21 protein-coding genes are annotated in these 16995 nt (G+C 35.3%); 13 read left to right on the plus strand and 8 right to left on the minus strand.

Annotated features, from left to right (window positions below):
• Positions 1-43: 43 nt before the first annotated feature.
• From ribD to P700755_RS02715, 3 genes are read left to right on the plus strand one after another with little or no spacing between them, the layout of a single operon-like run.
• Positions 44-1087, plus strand: coding sequence for a bifunctional diaminohydroxyphosphoribosylaminopyrimidine deaminase/5-amino-6-(5-phosphoribosylamino)uracil reductase RibD (ribD, locus tag P700755_RS02705; protein WP_015023223.1), 1044 nt, complete (start codon positions 44-46; stop codon positions 1085-1087).
• A complete protein-coding gene (locus P700755_RS02710; protein WP_015023224.1) occupies positions 1080-1688 on the plus strand; it encodes an HAD family hydrolase in 609 nt (202 codons plus the stop codon). Before ribD ends, P700755_RS02710 begins: the two co-directional genes overlap by 8 nt.
• Positions 1685-2560: an EamA family transporter gene (locus P700755_RS02715; protein WP_015023225.1), complete on the plus strand. Its 876-nt coding sequence runs from the start codon at positions 1685-1687 to the stop codon at positions 2558-2560. Before P700755_RS02710 ends, P700755_RS02715 begins: the two co-directional genes overlap by 4 nt.
• Here P700755_RS02715 and P700755_RS02720 read toward each other — a convergent pair.
• The 4 genes from P700755_RS02720 to pepE form a co-directional block, all read right to left on the minus strand.
• Complete coding sequence (locus P700755_RS02720) at positions 2540-3109, minus strand: phosphatase PAP2 family protein (RefSeq protein ID WP_015023226.1); 570 nt, start codon at positions 3107-3109, stop codon at positions 2540-2542. The two genes, P700755_RS02715 and P700755_RS02720, sit on opposite strands and share 21 nt — an antisense overlap.
• Entirely contained in the window at positions 3109-3411 is a 303-nt protein-coding gene (locus P700755_RS02725) for a Sec-independent protein translocase subunit TatA/TatB (RefSeq protein ID WP_015023227.1), read from the minus strand. The genes P700755_RS02720 and P700755_RS02725 overlap by 1 nt, the downstream gene beginning before the upstream one ends.
• A gap of 65 nt (positions 3412-3476) precedes the next feature.
• Positions 3477-4391 carry a glutaminase gene (locus tag P700755_RS02730; protein WP_015023228.1) on the minus strand — a complete coding sequence of 305 codons (915 nt, stop codon included), beginning with the start codon at positions 4389-4391 and terminating at the stop codon, positions 3477-3479.
• Positions 4392-5093, minus strand: a complete 702-nt coding sequence (gene pepE, locus P700755_RS02735) for a dipeptidase PepE (RefSeq protein ID WP_015023229.1) — start codon at positions 5091-5093, stop codon at positions 4392-4394.
• 105 nt (positions 5094-5198) lie between these two features.
• On the opposite strand from pepE, the gene P700755_RS02740 reads away from it, so the two are divergent.
• Genes P700755_RS02740 through P700755_RS02755 form a run of 4 tightly spaced genes read left to right on the plus strand, consistent with a single transcriptional unit; the run spans position 5199 to position 9584 of the window.
• On the plus strand, positions 5199-5984 hold the full coding sequence (locus P700755_RS02740; RefSeq protein ID WP_015023230.1) for a peptidase associated/transthyretin-like domain-containing protein: 786 nt from the start codon (positions 5199-5201) through the stop codon (positions 5982-5984).
• Position 5985: 1 nt separating this feature from the next.
• A complete protein-coding gene (locus tag P700755_RS02745; protein ID WP_015023231.1) occupies positions 5986-6729 on the plus strand; it encodes a hypothetical protein in 744 nt (247 codons plus the stop codon).
• Positions 6726-7220: a DUF6702 family protein gene (locus P700755_RS02750; RefSeq protein WP_015023232.1), complete on the plus strand. Its 495-nt coding sequence runs from the start codon at positions 6726-6728 to the stop codon at positions 7218-7220. The genes P700755_RS02745 and P700755_RS02750 overlap by 4 nt, the downstream gene beginning before the upstream one ends.
• A 36-nt stretch (positions 7221-7256) precedes the next feature.
• Entirely contained in the window at positions 7257-9584 is a 2328-nt protein-coding gene (locus tag P700755_RS02755; RefSeq protein ID WP_015023233.1) for a M1 family metallopeptidase, read from the plus strand.
• Between the two features lie 50 nt (positions 9585-9634).
• Here P700755_RS02755 and P700755_RS02760 read toward each other — a convergent pair whose 3' ends face one another.
• Genes P700755_RS02760 through P700755_RS02775 form a run of 4 tightly spaced genes read right to left on the minus strand, consistent with a single transcriptional unit; the run spans position 9635 to position 13600 of the window.
• Positions 9635-10504, minus strand: coding sequence for a diacylglycerol/lipid kinase family protein (locus tag P700755_RS02760; RefSeq protein ID WP_015023234.1), 870 nt, complete (start codon positions 10502-10504; stop codon positions 9635-9637).
• Between the two features lie 2 nt (positions 10505-10506).
• Positions 10507-11436 carry a phosphatase domain-containing protein gene (locus P700755_RS02765; RefSeq protein ID WP_015023235.1) on the minus strand — a complete coding sequence of 310 codons (930 nt, stop codon included), beginning with the start codon at positions 11434-11436 and terminating at the stop codon, positions 10507-10509.
• A gap of 1 nt (position 11437) precedes the next feature.
• The gene (locus P700755_RS02770) at positions 11438-12772 is read right to left on the minus strand and encodes an MFS transporter (protein WP_015023236.1); all 1335 of its coding nucleotides are present in this window, start codon (positions 12770-12772) and stop codon (positions 11438-11440) included.
• A 3-nt stretch (positions 12773-12775) separates the two neighbouring features.
• The gene (locus tag P700755_RS02775) at positions 12776-13600 is read right to left on the minus strand and encodes a M48 family metallopeptidase (protein WP_015023237.1); all 825 of its coding nucleotides are present in this window, start codon (positions 13598-13600) and stop codon (positions 12776-12778) included.
• A gap of 107 nt (positions 13601-13707) precedes the next feature.
• Between P700755_RS02775 and msrB (P700755_RS02780) the strand changes: the two genes are divergently transcribed.
• The 6 genes from msrB (P700755_RS02780) to P700755_RS02805 all read left to right on the plus strand — a co-directional run bounded on the left by msrB (P700755_RS02780) (position 13708) and on the right by P700755_RS02805 (position 16982).
• Positions 13708-14193, plus strand: a complete 486-nt coding sequence (gene msrB / locus P700755_RS02780) for a peptide-methionine (R)-S-oxide reductase MsrB (RefSeq protein WP_015023238.1) — start codon at positions 13708-13710, stop codon at positions 14191-14193.
• Position 14194: 1 nt separating this feature from the next.
• Positions 14195-14587 (plus strand): peptide-methionine (R)-S-oxide reductase MsrB, encoded by a 393-nt coding sequence (msrB, locus tag P700755_RS02785; RefSeq protein WP_015023239.1) that lies wholly within the window; start codon positions 14195-14197, stop codon positions 14585-14587.
• Position 14588: 1 nt separating this feature from the next.
• On the plus strand, positions 14589-15098 hold the full coding sequence (locus tag P700755_RS02790; protein ID WP_015023240.1) for a hypothetical protein: 510 nt from the start codon (positions 14589-14591) through the stop codon (positions 15096-15098).
• A gap of 140 nt (positions 15099-15238) precedes the next feature.
• Positions 15239-15787 (plus strand): ClpP family protease, encoded by a 549-nt coding sequence (locus P700755_RS02795; RefSeq protein WP_015023241.1) that lies wholly within the window; start codon positions 15239-15241, stop codon positions 15785-15787.
• Between the two features lie 3 nt (positions 15788-15790).
• The gene (locus P700755_RS02800) at positions 15791-16234 is read left to right on the plus strand and encodes a GNAT family N-acetyltransferase (protein ID WP_245535995.1); all 444 of its coding nucleotides are present in this window, start codon (positions 15791-15793) and stop codon (positions 16232-16234) included.
• A 1-nt stretch (position 16235) separates the two neighbouring features.
• Positions 16236-16982 (plus strand): M15 family metallopeptidase, encoded by a 747-nt coding sequence (locus P700755_RS02805; protein ID WP_015023243.1) that lies wholly within the window; start codon positions 16236-16238, stop codon positions 16980-16982.
• Positions 16983-16995 lie beyond the last annotated feature (13 nt).

Raw genomic sequence — 16995 nt, forward strand, 5'->3', positions numbered from 1 at the left:
TTATTTTAAGTTGAATCCATAAGTCTTTTTCTATTTTTACGTCGTGAAAACAAATGAATTTTACATCAAAAGATGCCTTGAACTGGCCGCTAATGGTCTAGGCACTACTTACCCCAATCCTTTGGTAGGTTGTGTGATTGTCTATAATGACCGCATTATAGGCGAGGGATGGCACATTAAAGCAGGAGATGATCATGCTGAGGTAAGGGCCATCAATTCTGTTAAAGACCAGTCTTTACTTAAAAAATCTATCCTTTATGTGACGCTAGAACCTTGCAGTCACTATGGAAAAACGCCTCCCTGTAGTGATCTCATTATCGAAAAGAAAATTCCTAAAATTGTTATAGGAACCTTGGATCCATTTGCTAAAGTGGCAGGAATGGGGATCAAAAAATTATTGGCTGCTAAAAGAAGTGTAACGGTTGGTGTATGTGAAGAAGCGTGCGAAGAGCTAAATAAGCGGTTTTTTACATTTCATAGAAAACAAAGACCTTTTGTAATTTTAAAATGGGCTGAAACCACTCATGGTTTTATTGCTCCAACTGAACAACAGAAAGGGGATATCTTTTGGATTACCAATGCGTATTCCCAACAACTAGTGCACAAATGGAGAAGCGAAGAGCAAGCCATTTTGGTTGGGACACAAACTGCACTTAAGGATAATCCTAAATTGAACGTAAGACATTATGAGGGCAAAAACCCAACACGTGTTGTTATCGATAGAGCTTTAAAATTACCAAGCTCCCTAGCTTTGGTGGACACTTCCCAGCCTACTATCATATTCCATGACCATAAACTGACTAAAGCGAGTCAATACAATTTGAGTTTTGAGGCCCTCGACTTTGAAAGGAATCTACCTGAACAAATTTTGTCTAGCTTATATGAAAAGGGATTACAATCTGTAATTATAGAAGGTGGTGCCATGACTATACAGAGCTTTATTGATCATGAGCTATGGGATGAAGCTAGAGTATTTATCGGGAAAAATGAAATTAAAGACGGCCTTAAAGGACCCGTGCTAAAGCAAAAAGCCACAAGAAATGAATGGCTAGAAGGTGATCAACTCAATTATTTTCAAAATGATTAAGACTATTATTTTTGACTTCGGAGATGTATTTCTTACTCTAGACAAGTCAGCTACACTAAAGCACATGAAAATTCATGGAGCAACTGAGCTAAGCGAGGAATTAATTAAGGTTAATGCTAGTTATGAGAAAGGATTGATCTCAAGTTCAGAGTTTGTTCAGCTGTATATCACTTGTTTTCCAAAATTAACGCAAGACGCTTTTATTGAAGCTTGGAATTCTATTTTAATTGAGTTCCCTGCAGAACGTTTGGAATTTTTAAAACAGCTTCAAGCCTCAGGAAAATATACTCTTATTTTATTGAGTAATACCAATGCGCTACATATCGATTGGGTAAAAGCAAACATTCCAATTTATGAAGAGTTCAAATCCTGTTTTGATCAATTTTATCTGTCTCATGAAATACATTATCGAAAACCAAACAGAGATATTTTTGAATATGTCCTCAATACCAATAAACTTTCCCCTGAGGAGACTTTATTTGTAGATGATACTCAAGATCATATTTTATCTGCAAAAACTCTAGGATTACATATCTGGCATTTGCAGGCTGGAAAAGAAGAAGTCGTCGATTTATTCTCTATTAAATCTGACTTATTTTGATTGTTCTTCTCCTTAGTATTTTATCATCCAGCGCTATTTATATCGCTTTTAAGCTTTTTGGAAAATATAAAATTACAACTCTCAATGCGCTTATAGTCAATTACTTTACCGCTTTTATTCTAGGACTTAGTTTACAAGATCAGTTGTCTATAGACGAACTACTTGAAACTCCCCAAAAGGATTGGTTTTATGGCTCTATGATTTTGGGAGTTATGTTTATACTCGTCTTCTACCTTATGGTCATTACCACGCAAAAAGGGGGAATGTCTGTCGTTTCTGTAGCTAGCAAAATGAGCGTTGCCATTCCTGTACTTTTTGTAATTGCGTATTATGATGAACCTTTAGGCCTCCTTAAAATTATAGGCATTTTGATGGCATTGGTATCTGTCTATCTGGTCTCGGTAAGACGACGCGATGGTTTAAGTATTGATATGAAGTTCTTTATTTTTCCACTTTTGGTCTTTCTAGGAAGTGGTCTTATAGAAAGCAGTATTAAATTTTTAGAAAATACGTATGTGCCAGATTCAGAAATCTCCTTGTTTTCTGCCAATACCTTTCTATTTGCCTGCCTTACTGGAAGTCTGGTTTTTGGATATAAAGCACTTTCTGGCAGAGCAAAATTTAACTGGAAAGATATTTTAGGAGGATTCTTATTGGGTATTCCCAACTACTTTTCGATCTATTTTTTCATCTTGGCCCTAAGAATCGATGGACTGGATAGCTCTAGTATTTTCATTATCAATAATGTTTCAATTGTCTTACTGTCGACACTTTTAGGAATAGTATGTTTTAAAGAAAAGATAAGTCCCAAGAATTGGATAGGGATTGGAATCGCCATTTTAAGCATTCTATTAATTACCTACGTGAACTAATTTGTATAGAAGGAAATTGTAAAGTTCATAAAACAAAATGGCAAGGATAGTCCCCACAACCCCTCCAACTATAATATCGCTTGGGAAGTGAACTCCAACAAAAATTCTACTTGATGAAAATAAAATAGGCCAAATAAAAATAAGGCCTAAGTATCTATAGTTAGATTTAAGACTTAAAAATATAAAGACGGTAGCTGCAAATGAAGTGGAAGCATGACCCGAAAAAAAACTGGAGTGAGAAGGCTCGTACAAAACTTTAATAACTTCTGAAAGCGCTTCTACTGTATTTGGCCTGCTTCTCATTACCAAAGATTTGGTAAAATCTGTAATTAAATGAGTTAAACCTGAACAAGCTAAAACTATTGATAGACCTAAAACGCCTTTCTTAGAGGGTGACTTATAAAAAAAAAGTGCCATAAGAAATATTAAAAAGGGTATCCAATGTCTTGTGTAAGTCACAAAACTCCAAAATGGATTTAATACATCAGGACTTAGGTTATTTAGAAATACCATTAATTCCCAATCCCATTTTACAGGATTGATTTCCATTAGAATCGACGTTTGATGGGACCAATAGCATCTTCAACCTCATCTTTCAATTTTGAAGTTTTAGACTCTAAAGTCTTGGTATGTTCTTCAACATCTTTTTTGATGTCGAAATCTAGATTGTGTTCCTTTTTTTGCTTGGTAATTTCAGTCTTAATCTCATCCGTTGCATGTCTGAAGGATTTCATCGTTTTACCGAAAAACCTAGCCATTTCTGGGATTTTATCCGCACCAAAAACCATTATCAAAATAAATAATATAAAAGCTATTTCTGCCCCACTAATAAATAAAGGTATTTGAATCATATCACAAATATACTGGTAAGCAATTGAACAAAGAAATATTAAAATTTAAATCTTAGATAAAGATTTTAAAAAATCGACAAGCCTGTAAGCGTAGTTAACTCTTCCAACACCTTCATCCCTAGTGCAGAATTTCCTTTATCATTGAGCATAGGACTCCAAACTGTTACTGAGTAATGTTGAGGATGAACGGCTACAATACCGCCTCCAACTCCACTTTTTCCTGGCAGGCCTACTCGATAACTAAATTCTCCTGCTTCATCGTAAAATCCGCAGGTCTGCATAATCGCATTAATACGCTTCACACTTTGAGGATCTATCACTTGCTCCTGAGTTCTAAAATGTTTGCCTTCATTGGCATAGAGCATAAAGGCCTTTGAAAGCTGATCGCAAGTCATCGCTAAAGAGCATTGGTAAAAATAGAAATCAAGTATGTCCTCGGTGTCGTTAGTAATATTGCCAAGGGATTTCATGTAATTAACCAAAGCTTTGTTTCGGTAACCATGTTTTTTTTCACTTCTAGCAACAGACTCATCGAAGTGAATGTCCTCACTTCCACAAAGTTTTCTTACAAATTTCAAAAGGTCTTTTTTTGGATTATCCAGAACAGTTAACAAAGCATCTGCAACCACTATAGATCCAGCATTTATAAAAGGATTACGAGGGATGCCTTTTTCTCTTTCCAACTCTGTAAGAGAATTAAAAGACGATCCTGAAGGTTCAACGTTTACACGTTTCCAAAGCTCCTTCCCTAGCAACTCTTTAGCTATTGTTAGAGTGAAGACTTTTGAAATACTTTGAATAGAGAATTTTTCTTGGCTATCTCCAAATTCATAGAATGAGCCATCGTGAGCGTAGAGATAAATCCCAAATTTCAGAGGATTAGCCTTAGACAATTCTGGAATATAACCAGCTACATTCCCCATAGCCGTATCGGGAATAAAATCCTTCTGAAGTCGATCTAAAATAGCTTGATAATCCATCTAATTGAAATTTAAAATAGCATTGGGATCTATTTCGTAAGCTAATTGGCCAGGTTCAAAAATACGTGCAGAAAAGTTATTTTCCAATGTGATTTTAGAATCCGATACTTTTAACCAACTCCCCTCACGCAAACCTACAACTATGACAGAATTTAGATTTTGAAATTCCTTAATTCGAGTCTCACGTGTTTCCCCTTTATGGGTTGATTTTAGATCGGGATCTTTATAATGTGCATTAATATTAAAATCAAGAAGGCCCAAAGTTTTAAATGAAGGAGGGTAAACAATAGGCATGTCGTTGGTCGTTTGCATAGTAAGACCAAATATATTACTACCAGCACTCGTCCCTAAATAGGGAGCCCCAGCATCAATTGCAGTTCTCAAAACGTCCATCAATCCAAGTTCATGTAACTGCTTTACAAGTAAAAATGTATTTCCACCTCCAACAAAAATAGCTTCAGCAGAAGCAATAGCTTTTTTTGGGTCTTTAAATTCATGCAAACCTCTTACATTTTTACCACATGGCTTTAAGCCCTTTTTAGCCTTTTCAGTATAGTCATCGTGAGTAATGCCTCCAGACCTCGCAAAAGGTATAAATAAAATGTCTTCAACATCGGCAAAATGAGTCTCAAGAGTTGGTAGTAAATACTCTAGATAAGAGCTGCCGTGAATAGTGGATGTACTTGCTATGATTGCTTGCATATGCTTTCAACGAATAATGTGTGATAAACTGAGTTAACAAAAAAATTAGTGTCAAAATTAAGATTGTGTATCTGATTTTTTAAGTAGATTGTGAAAAAATAACACATGAAATTAATCTTTACCAGCCTTTGTCTCGTTTTCATACAAGTATTAACTGCACAAATTAGTGATCGCGTTTATGTTGCAGGAGAAATTATAGTTCCTATTGATGGCGAGGCCTCACAAATTGAAATCATCAATCAAAATACAGATAAAGGGACGGTTACCAATCAATACGGTCAATTTGGGATTTTGGTGAGACTAGGAGATCGCTTAAGATTTGAAGCCATTCAATACCAAAATTTTACGGTGGTCATAGATAAGAATATCATCCAAAAAAAGAAGTTGACCATCAAAATCAATGATGAAATCAACACCTTGGACGAAGTGATCGTATCTCCTTATGATCTGGAGGGAAATATTGAGGTGGACGCAAGGAAAGTAAATGCAACTTACTTTAAAGCACCTGGTGATGGTTCAGAATCAATTCTGAACGATTATGATGGAACACGGCCGAATATAAGAACTCAAACTATAAATGAAAGTCTTAATACCGAACAACAGTTTATAAGAAATGGATTGAATATCGCTAATATTTTTAGAACAATTTTAGCATCAAAAGAGGTTACTATAGACCATAAGTTGCCAGAAAATGTTGATGTTATGGTGAGGAAGATGTATAAAGATTCCTTTTTTAAAGAAAATCTTAATATCGATGAAGATAAAATCAATCAGTTTATTTTCTATGTCGAAGATAAAGGCCTCACTAAAAACATGCTTAAAAAAGGGAATGAATTGGACTTGATTGAGTTTTTGATTCAAAAGTCTAAAGAATTTAAATCGAAAGACTAATTTGAGAATCTACTTCTACCTCCTTTTAATCTTACCCTTAATTAGCTTTGGGCAGGAAAAATTTATAAAGGGTCAGATTTATGCAGATTCTTTGGACACTTATCAAATCAACATCATCAATATCACTCAAGAAATTGGGCAAGTGTCCACTCCAGAGGGGAAATATAACATAAGAGCTAAAGTGGGCGATTCCATATTATTTACTTCTCTTCAACATAAAACCTACACCATAAATGTTGAAGATAGTAATTTGAGAACTAACACTTCTATTTTTCTAGAAATGCAAATCAACGAATTAGAAGAAGTCACTATTTTACAATATGATCTTACAGGTAACCTAAGCAAAGACATTAAACAAGTAGAGACTGACTTTATTGACCAGCGGCAGTTTGGTTTTAGAGTTCCTCGAAAATTAGCTAAAGTAGAACGAGAATTACGCGCTGCTCAAAGTAGCTCTTTAGATTTCCTCATTATGTCTCTCAATGGAGAAATGAAGAAAATAAAGCAACGCATAGAAATTGCAAATATTAAAACTGATAAAAATAGACTCTTAAGAACTATTCCCTCTAGTCTGATAACTACTGACTTGAATATTCCTGAAATCTATGTAGAAGACTTTGCTTATTATTGTGCGGAGGATAAGCATACCGTTTCCATCATGGATAAAGAAGATCCATTAGCCTTAATCGATGAATTGAAGCTAAAAGCAATTGCTTATATCTCTATTAAAAATTTAAAAGAATGAAAGTTTTATTGACTTTTTTTATTTGGCTTTCTATCTCAACAACTACAGACGTCCATGAATTCTATCTTAGCGTCACCGACATAAATTATGTTGCTGAAAAACAAAGTCTACAGATTATTTCTAGAGTGTTTACAGATGATTTTGAAGATGTTCTCAATAAACGATATCAAAAAGATTTTAAACTTATTCCCTCTTTAGAAGTCAAAGAAACTGAAGTCTTTATCGAAAAATATATTAAGGATAAATTTTTTATAGAGTCTGAGGGTAAAATTTTGTCCCTGAAGTATTTAGGAAAGAAATACGAAGATGACATGGTTTACTTATATATTGAAATTGGAAATATAGATGAGCTTAACTCAATAACTATTGAAAATTTAATTTTGACAGATTTGTTTGAGCAGCAAAAAAATATGATTCATTTCGAATCTGGAGAGTTTAAAAAAAGTTTTATTTTAGAAAAAAAGCTCTCAAAACGAACGATAACATTTTAACCCTAATTTAATTTAAGTCTAATAACACTGTACATTATGAATAGAATTAAATATGCACCGCTCTTTTTGGCGGTTTTATCAATTACCTTTTCAGGCTTTTCTCAAGAAGAAAAAGTTGAAGAAAAACAAGAAGGACATACCAACCAGAATAAGTTCAGACAACTCTACGATGAATTTGCAACGCCAAATGTCTACAGAACTGCATCTGGTGCTCCAGGTCATCAGTATTATCAAAATACTGCAGATTATGAGATGGACATTACCTTAGATGATGAGAATACCATGCTCTACGGAAAGGAAACCATTACTTATACCAACAATTCTCCCGATGCCTTAGGCTATTTATGGGTTATGCTAGACCAAAATATCAGAGCTAAAGATAGTCCAGCCAAAGAGAAAAACAGCAGTGAATTTGCTCCAATAACTCCTGCACCAAGCTTTGTAAACTCTCACATGAAAGCAGAATTTGATGGTGGATTTAACATCAAAAGAGTTCATAAGGATGGCCAACCTCTCCCTCATACCATTAATTACACGATGATGAGAGTAGAAATGCCAGAACCACTTCTACCAGGTAAATCTTTTGAATTTTCAATAGAGTGGGATTATTTAATTAATAACCACACGACAAACAGAGGGCGTTCTGGATATGAATATTTTGAAGAAGACGATAACAGAGCTTATGTTATTGCTCAATTTTTTCCAAGAATGGCCGTTTATAATGACAAAGAAGGATGGCAAAACTACCAATTTTGGGGAAGCGGAGAATTCGCTTTACCATTTGGTAATTATGAAGTGAATATAACTGTTCCAGAAGATCACATATTGGATGGTACAGGAAAACTTCAGAATAGAAAAGAAGTATTTAGCAAAACAATGCTCGATCGATATGAACAAGCAAAGACCTCTTTCGACAAACCTGTTGTTATTGTTACAGAAGAAGAAGCCGTTGCTAACGAAAAAATGAATGCCACTGAAACTAAAACTTGGGAGTTTAAAGCTGAAATGGTAAGAGACTTTGGTTTTGCTACCTCAAGAAAATTTATTTGGGACATGATGGCTGTTAAGGTCGGCGATAGAGATGTTATGGCTGTTTCCCTTTATCCTAAAGAAGGTAATCCCTTATGGGAAGATTGGTCGACCCTTGCAGTAGCTAGTACTTTAGAAACTTATAGCAGTTATACGTTTAATTATCCTTACCACAAAGCAATTTCTGTTCATGCAAAAAGCCAAGGGATGGAATATCCAATGATTTGTTGGAATTATGGGAGACCAGATGAAAACGGGTTTATCTCAGATCGTACTAAATTTGGAATGGTTAGCGTAATTATCCATGAAATTGGACACAACTTTTTTCCTATGATCGTCAACAGTGACGAAAGACAATGGGGATGGATGGATGAAGGTATTAACACCTTTATGCAGTATTTATCTGAGCAAGAATTTGCAAAAACTTACCCTGCTATATTATCTGGAAACGAAGAAACCTATGAAAAATACCCCTCTAGACGAGGTGAGCCTTCTAAAATGGTTAATTACATGAAAGGAAATCAAGAGTATATCTCTCCAATCATGACCAATCCAGAACAAGTGTACCAATTAGGAAATAATGCTTACGGAAAACCAGCAACAGCGCTTAATATTTTAAGAGAGACCGTTATGGGTCATGAGCTTTTCGATTATTCTTTCAAAACTTTTGCCCAACGTTGGATGTTTAAACACCCTACTCCAGAGGATTTTTTCAGGACAATGGAAGATGCCTCTGCCGTTGACTTAGATTGGTATTGGAGAGGATGGTTTTATACTACAGATTATGTGGATATTGGCATCAAGGATGTTAAAAACTACTTTATCTCAAGTAATCCTACCACTGAAGGTAAAGCTTTACTTAGTAGATATGGTATAGATGATCCAGCAAAAGATCCAAGATCTAAAGACGCAGTTTATCTATTGACAGAGGATAGTGAAGATTTTGAAGCAGCTATGAAAAATGGTGATCCTTTAGATCAAGCTCCAAAATTAAGAGAATACCTTATGGATAACTTCACTCAACAAGAGATTGATGTGATGAAGCAGCCAAAGCATATTTATGAAGTGACTTTCAATAAACCAGGAGGTTTAGTGATGCCGATTATTGTAGAATTTCAATATGCCGATGGAACTTCAGAGGTTATCGAATATCCAGTACAAGTCTGGAGAAAAAACGATTCTGAAGTGAAAAAGGCTATCTTTTCTGAAAAGGAAATCGTAAAAATGATTGTTGACCCTAAGGCAGAAACTGCCGATGTAGATACGGCTAATAATGTATGGCCGAGAGAAAATACAAGTAGCGAATTTGAATCCTTTAAAGAAGGAAAGGAATAAAAGAGAAATTTATCAAATAAAAAATGTCGATGAAAATTCATCGGCGTTTTTTATTTGATAAATTTCAAAGCTTTTGGTAAAACATCAATTTGAATCTTATCGAATTGATCAATGATTTCACCATCAATTTGAAGCAAATTGGGCTTATGAAGTTTTATTTGCGCTGACTTGGCTTGAATGGTTTCAAAATTTTGAATTTCATAGTCCTCATCAAATTTCGAATAAGTGGCTTTAATAAGGTCTGAAAAGTCAACTGCTTTTACGATCACTAATTCGAACAAACCATCATTCATCTTACCAATAGTATTCAATGGAATGCCAGTCCCGAACTTTCTTCCATTGCAGATGGCTAGCATGACTCCTTTTCGTTCATAGGTATTTTCTTCAGTTTCAATTTCAAATTCAAAACCCTTAAGGTTTATAAATTCAGACCAAAAATGCTTAGCGTAGGTTAAGAGACCACGACTTTTATCTTTTTCATAATTCCCAACCAAATTTGCATTTGCACCAAGGTCACCAAGATGAAGCAGCAAATGCTTTTGATTCAATAAGAGCAAATCCACTTCAAAATAATTCTCTGAAGCTAGATAGTTTTCGAAGAGCTGCTTAGGAGAGTCGATTAAGTCAAATTCTTCAGCCATTCCATTAGCTGAGCCCATAGGTATATAGCCAATTAGAGAACCTTCCAGCTTAAAAATATCCAAAAACATATTTAAAGTTCCATCTCCTCCAACGACAATTACTTTATGAGGGCTTTTAGTCTTAATTAACTGCTCTACTTCCTTAAAATCATCTTTCCCAGTTGTTTTATAAACATGACTGTCAAGTTTGTGTTCAGACATTATTTGACCAGCAAATTTTAAAAAGTTCGACTTATTTTTATCCCCAGAGATAGGGTTAACGATTAATAAAACATCCATGTTTACAAATTGAGTAATTGCTTAAGGCTTTCGATTTCAAGATCTATATCATCCTCATCTTGAAAGTAAGTACAAGGTATTCCTGTTTGCTTTAAAGCTTCCCATTTTTTGGTCTGAATCTCATCTATGGAAAAGCCGGTTTGTCTTATATAAACCTTTGAAATCTGAGGCCTAAATGTATGGACAACTTGAGTATAAATATCGATATCCTTTTGGGTATCATCTCCTATTAATATAAAGCTCTTATCGGGTAAATTGGTGAGCAACTGATGTAGAAATCGAAGTTTATGATTTCCTTTTTTAGGCTTAAATAAAGATTTAAATTTTAGATAGGGGGTCAAAAATAAAGCACCATTTGGAATTTCATTGAATCTGAAAATCGAGGTAATCAATCCAAATAAGTTACTCTCACTTTTAGAAAGGTAGAATATCCTGAGTTGGTTCTCATCAAGAAAATCTAAAAGAGAATTACTGAATAAGACTTTTTTTCTTCGCTTGGGTCTCTTAAAAAGAAGGGTATAGATTCGTTTAAGTACAGAGGCAGTGTGAGAATGTATCACGGTATCATCAATATCAGAAACCACCTCGATGGGTGTTTCTAGATTTTTAAAATACACAGGATGAAACTGATGAATAGCTAGCTCATTATGGGTGTGGTCGTATAGTCTAAAATCTTTCAAATTTTTGACAGGAAGTATTTCAAAAAAATAGCCTCGCTTTGAGGTCATAATTTCAAAAGATTTCGACTCCATTTCAAGAGTGATGAGTTTGGTTTTATAAGGCTTTTTTTGATATGATGTTATGACATTCCAAAAATTCCTCAAAATGGATTTAGGCTGTTTATCAATAGAGGTTTTATGCTTTAAAACAGTACCTGTTACAAGCAAGTTGTCTTTCATTTCAACAATAGTAAGGTGCCAGATAAATGCCATCTTATACCTTTTTAGTTTGAACTTTCAATCTAAAGAGAAGAAAAATCCCTCCTATAAAAAACAAAATTAAAAAAAGTATAGCATTTCTTATACTTCCTGTAATTTGAGCTATAAACCCGTACAAAAACATTCCTATCACTATGCCTACTTTTTCAGTCACTTCATAAAAACTAAAAAAGGAAGCGGTATCTTTTTCATCATCTGGGATATACTTCGAGAAAGTAGATCTCGATAAAGATTGAATGGCCCCCATCACCAAGCCAACAAAAAAGGCAGTAATATAAAACTGCATAGGCTGAGTAATAAAGAACGCATAGACACAAATCCCTATCCAAATGGTATTAATCCAAATCAGTAGGTTGATGTTTCCGTAGGATTCAGCAAGCCGAGAGGCGGCGTTAGCGCCCACTATAGCCACTAACTGGATTAGGAGTATACTCACAATGAGACCTGTGGTAGATTCTCCTTTTGGCCATTGGATTTCTCCAACGCCAAAGTAGGTGGCGATCAACATTATAGTTTGCACGGCGGTACTGTAGACAAAGAAGGCCTTCAAGTAAGATCCCATCGCGTAAGAAGTCTTGATTTTAGTGTACGTGGTTTTTAATTCTCGGAAGCCATTCAGCAGTAAATCTTTTGTTTTAATCTTCCCCTTACGATTGCCTTTTGGCAAATAAGCATAGGTATATTGACTGAAAACAATCCACCAAACACCTGTCAAAATAAATGAAATTCGGGTAGGAAGCGATTCGCTAACGAATCCAAAGCTACTATGAAATAAAATTAGAATTAAACAGCAAACCAGAAGGATAACGCTACCCATATACCCTAAAGTATAGCCTTTTGCTGAAACTCTATCTTGCTGGTCCTTAAGAGCGATATCCGGCAAGTAAGAATTGTAAAACACTATGCTTCCCCAAAACCCTATGAGTCCAAAAAAGTAACATAAAAGCCCAAACCATAGGTTTTCTAGAGAAAACCAAAATAATCCTATACAAGAAATAGCTCCTAGGTAATTGAAGAATTTCATGAAGTTTTTCTTATTCCCCATATAATCTGAAATCCCCCCCAGGAGTGGGCTTATAATAGAGATCACAACAAAAGCTAAAGCCGTTACATAACTTATCAGGGCATCATTATTAAAATCGAAACCAAGAAAGTTGACGGTATCTTTAATCACAAGACCATCATCATCTTTTAGGATAGTGAGCGCCCCGTAATAAATTGGAAAAATAGCTGAGCTAACCACAAGAGGGTAAACTGAATTTGCCCAATCATAAAACGCCCAGGCGTTAATTAGTTTCTTATGGCCTTTAGGAAATGTTTTCTGTTCCAAGATTTAGTTTTGAAATGAAGTCACACCAAACTTTGCTGCTTCTGCTTTAGCTTCAGCAGACCAATTTTGAAGATTGCTGATTCGTTCATCGTTAGACGGGTGTGTGCTCAAAAATTGAGGTGGACCCGCTCCTCCAGAAGATTCTTTCATTCGTTTCCATAATTTTGCTGCTTCATCTGGGTTATAACCAGCAATGGCCATCAATTTTATCCCAATCTTATCGGCTTCGGTTTCGTGATTTCTACTGAAAGGTAGCATGATCCCAATTTGAGAGCCAATACCATATGCAGAAGTAAACAACTCCTGGGTTTGCTGATCTTGATTACCTAGAGCGATTGTTCCAACCGCACCTACTGTTTGTTGAATTTGACCAGCACTCATACGCTGTTGACCATGATTGGCTAAAGCGTGAGCTACTTCATGCCCCATAATAGCCGCAACTCCAGCTTCATTTTCAGCAATTGGTAAAATTCCTGTATAAAAAGCGATTTTACCTCCAGGCATAGCCCATGCATTCACTTGATCATCGTCTATAAGGTTAAATTCCCATTTGTAATCATCTGTATAGTTTGGATATCCATTTTCTATTAACCAACGCTCAGAGGCATTGGCTATTTTTAATCCTACACGCTGGATCATTTGAGCTTGATCTCCTTCTTTTATGACTTTACTTTCTTCCAAAACTTGATTGTATTGCTGGAAAGACATTGGTATAATTTGCGAATTAGGAACCAGTGCTAACGTGCTCTTGCCCGTAAATGGATTTTGACCACAACCAAAAATAAATAGGATCAATAAAAAGCTGGTACAGAATTTGAACTTAGACATAGTATTAATTTTTATCAAAACTAATCATAAAATTGAATTTCTAATGTGATTGATTTGTGAAAGTTGATGGATGTTGTCTTAGAAGTTTTAATTTTAAAAAAAATATGATGAAAAATTTATGGATTATAGCAGTGTTATTTGGTTTGATCTCCTGTAAGTCTGAAGCTCAGCAAGAAGAACAAAAAACCAGGGATTATAAAGTCAAAAAAACGGAAAATGAATGGAAAGCTGAACTTACCCAAGAAGAATTTAATATCCTAAGAAAGGCGGGGACAGAAAGACCTTTTTCTAGCCCACTTGATGACGTTAAGGAGTCGGGTACTTTTGTTTGTGCTGCTTGCGGAAACGAACTTTACGAGACTAAACACAAATTTGACAGTGGAACAGGTTGGCCGAGTTTTGACCGAGCTTTTGATGGAAGTTTGGCGATGAGCTCAGACAGGAATTTAGGCTATGAACGATCTGAGTTACTCTGCGGAGATTGCGGAGGACACCTTGGACATCTTTTTGATGATGGTCCAAGAGAAACCACTGGTAAAAGACACTGTATAAACGGTGTTGCATTAAAATTTATTCCTAAACAAAAAAAATAATATGGCAGACTCAAATCAGGTATCAGAAGAACAATGGAAAGAAAAACTCTCTGAAAAAGAATTCCATGTCTTGAGAGAAAAAGGGACGGAACCTCCTCACTCAGGTAAATATAATACTCACTTTGAGGGTGGTAAGTACAAGTGCAGAGGTTGTGGTGAGTTACTTTTTGATAGTCAGTCCAAATTCGAGAGTAATTGTGGATGGCCGAGCTTCGACAGTTCTGTAGAAGGGTCTATAGAATATATAAAGGATAGCAAATTTGGGATGCAACGCATTGAAATTTTATGTTCCAATTGCGGTGGCCACATTGGTCACATTTTTGATGATGGCCCCACAGAAACCGGAAAACGCTATTGTGTAAATTCACTAAGTATTGACTTTAAAAACAAATAAGATGAAGAAAATTAGCTATTTATTGATCGTATTATTAAGCCTTATCGCCTGTGAAGGGGATAGAGGGCCCCAAGGTCTTGATGGAGGTGTTCTTTTAGGTAACGTTTATGAGATTAACAGAGACCTTCTACCTCAAAATAATTACTCTACCCTTTTTGAATTCCCCTTAGATATAGAAGTTTTTGAAAGTGATGTCGTTCTTGTTTATCTTCTCGAGGAGGTTATTAATGATGAAGGAGGTCCTGCGAATGTATGGACGCCTCTTCCTCAAAGCTTCTTTTTCGATGATGGTAATCAGGTGGTTTATACCTATAATCATACTTACTTTAATGCTAATATATTTTTAGATGGCAATGTAAATTTAGATACAGTACCAGATGAGTATATTTTCAATAAGACATTTAGGATAGCTATTATCCCTGCAAAATTTGCAGAAAACAATCCTAATTTAAATAGTTATGAGTCTGTTATGCAAACCATGCCCGATGGTAAAATCATTAAAATAGACTAGTTTTCAATTCAAAATTTATAGAGGCCTTGGTAGCACGAGGTCTTTTTTGTTTTTGTTGTCACCAACTTACGTTAATACTCTTCAAATAAAGCAGTCCCTTTTAAAATATAATTTTAATTTTACGCCACAAATAAAAAATTATGAGTGATAAATCAGGAAAAGTTCAAGACCTTATAGATAAAAAGTTTTTAGAAGAACGCAAAGTGTTTTTGAATGGCCAAGTCGATGGCAAAAGTGCCAAGCATATTATTGATAGATTGATGTATCTTGATATGGAAAGCAATGATGAAATCCAATTTTACATTAACAGCCCAGGTGGATATGTAACTGATGGATTTGCTATCTACGATACCATGAAAGGATTAAAAAGTCCAGTTTCTACAATTTGTTGTGGTTTAGCAGCTTCTATGGGTTCTATTTTAATGTCTGGTGGTGAAAAAGGCAAGCGTTTTATCCAGCCTCATGCCAAAATAATGATTCATCAACCCATGGGTGGTGCTCAAGGCCAGGCTTCCAATATTGAAATCCAAGCCAAAGAAATTTTAAAAATAAAGGAGCTAAGTGCAAAAATTCTTGCTGACAACTGTGGGCAGGACTTAGACAAAGTAATGAAAGATTTCAAGAGAGACCACTGGATGGACGCTCAGGAATCTTCAGACTACGGAATTGTTGACGGTATATTGTCGTAACTTTTGAAGTTATCTATGCGATATATCTCTGCTGAAGAGACCTTAGAATTAAGACAAAACGTTTTAAGACTCGGTAAACCTCAAAGCTCTTGTATTTGGAAAGGAGATAATCTAAAAAGCACCAAGCATATTGGTGCTTTTGTAGATTCCAAGTGTATAGGAATCCTCAGTCTATTTGAAGCGAATACCGATGAATTGTCCAAGACCAAACACTACCAATTGAGAGGAATGGCAGTCGATTTAGAGTACAGAGGTAAAGGTATTGGAAAGCAACTAGTAAATTTTTCTGAACACGAACTTAAAGCTCTAGGGATTCCAGTTTTATGGTGTAATGCCAGAATTTCCGCTGAGGAGTTTTACTCAAAACTCGGCTTTAAAGTTATCTCTAAGGAATTCATTGTTCCAGATGTTGGACTTCATTACAGAATGTCAAAAAGTTTGATCTAAAATGAACCGAAAAAGATTTCTGTATAGTTCTATCTTGGCTGGAATTGGACTTCAATTTCCTTTCCAAACTTTCTTTAAAACGTCTTTTGATTTTCAAAACATAAGCATTGAGCAAGTTTTAGGGTTGGATACCTCTCATCTTGAACCCTCGCCCATTTTATTGGAAAAAGAAACCTATAAATCCTTTTCGAAAATGCAATCTGCTGCTCTTAAAGATGATATCCATCTTCAGATTGTATCCGGTTATAGAAGTTTTTCACAACAGAAACAAATTTGGGAGAATAAATATAATCAGCTTAGTAAGACCCTCTCCAGTTCTGAAGCCATTTTAGAAATTATGACCTACTCCTCCATTCCAGGAACTTCTCGACACCATTGGGGTACGGATATAGATATAATTGACCAATCTGTTCAGCTACCTAAAGAAGATGTTCTCTTGGAAAAACACTACCACGGAACTGGAGTATTTTCAAATTTAAAAATATGGATGGAGCGCTATGGAAGTGATTTTGGATTTGAGCTTGTTTATACGGATGATACTACTAGAAAAGGTTTTTTATATGAACCTTGGCATTACTCCTTCTCCCCGTCATCCAAGGATTTTCTTAACCTCCAAATGAAAGAGAGTTTTCAGAAATCCTGGGAAAAGTTGAATTTTGATGGAAAATCGAAGATGACTCCAGAATTCATAGCCTCTTACTTTAAAAATTATGCTTTAGGAATCAATACTATTTTAATGCCATCTTAAACTCTCCTTACTA

It is taken from the genome of Psychroflexus torquis ATCC 700755, from assembly GCF_000153485.2.
In the GTDB taxonomy this organism is placed as follows: domain Bacteria; phylum Bacteroidota; class Bacteroidia; order Flavobacteriales; family Flavobacteriaceae; genus Psychroflexus; species Psychroflexus torquis.

Coding starts and splice junctions, on each gene's coding strand:
- P700755_RS02755 (WP_015023233.1), top strand. CDS start 7,257: ATGAATAGAATTAAATATGCACCGCTCTTTTTGGCGGTTTTATCAATT.
- P700755_RS02740 (WP_015023230.1), top strand. CDS start 5,199: ATGAAATTAATCTTTACCAGCCTTTGTCTCGTTTTCATACAAGTATTA.
- pepE (WP_015023229.1), bottom strand. CDS start 5,093: ATGCAAGCAATCATAGCAAGTACATCCACTATTCACGGCAGCTCTTAT.
- msrB (WP_015023239.1), top strand. CDS start 14,195: ATGGCAGACTCAAATCAGGTATCAGAAGAACAATGGAAAGAAAAACTC.
- P700755_RS02760 (WP_015023234.1), bottom strand. CDS start 10,504: ATGGATGTTTTATTAATCGTTAACCCTATCTCTGGGGATAAAAATAAG.
- msrB (WP_015023238.1), top strand. CDS start 13,708: ATGAAAAATTTATGGATTATAGCAGTGTTATTTGGTTTGATCTCCTGT.
- P700755_RS02725 (WP_015023227.1), bottom strand. CDS start 3,411: ATGATTCAAATACCTTTATTTATTAGTGGGGCAGAAATAGCTTTTATA.
- P700755_RS02805 (WP_015023243.1), top strand. CDS start 16,236: ATGAACCGAAAAAGATTTCTGTATAGTTCTATCTTGGCTGGAATTGGA.
- P700755_RS02720 (WP_015023226.1), bottom strand. CDS start 3,109: ATGGAAATCAATCCTGTAAAATGGGATTGGGAATTAATGGTATTTCTA.
- P700755_RS02775 (WP_015023237.1), bottom strand. CDS start 13,600: ATGTCTAAGTTCAAATTCTGTACCAGCTTTTTATTGATCCTATTTATT.
- P700755_RS02710 (WP_015023224.1), top strand. CDS start 1,080: ATGATTAAGACTATTATTTTTGACTTCGGAGATGTATTTCTTACTCTA.
- P700755_RS02795 (WP_015023241.1), top strand. CDS start 15,239: ATGAGTGATAAATCAGGAAAAGTTCAAGACCTTATAGATAAAAAGTTT.
- P700755_RS02765 (WP_015023235.1), bottom strand. CDS start 11,436: ATGGCATTTATCTGGCACCTTACTATTGTTGAAATGAAAGACAACTTG.
- P700755_RS02790 (WP_015023240.1), top strand. CDS start 14,589: ATGAAGAAAATTAGCTATTTATTGATCGTATTATTAAGCCTTATCGCC.
- P700755_RS02730 (WP_015023228.1), bottom strand. CDS start 4,391: ATGGATTATCAAGCTATTTTAGATCGACTTCAGAAGGATTTTATTCCC.
- P700755_RS02750 (WP_015023232.1), top strand. CDS start 6,726: ATGAAAGTTTTATTGACTTTTTTTATTTGGCTTTCTATCTCAACAACT.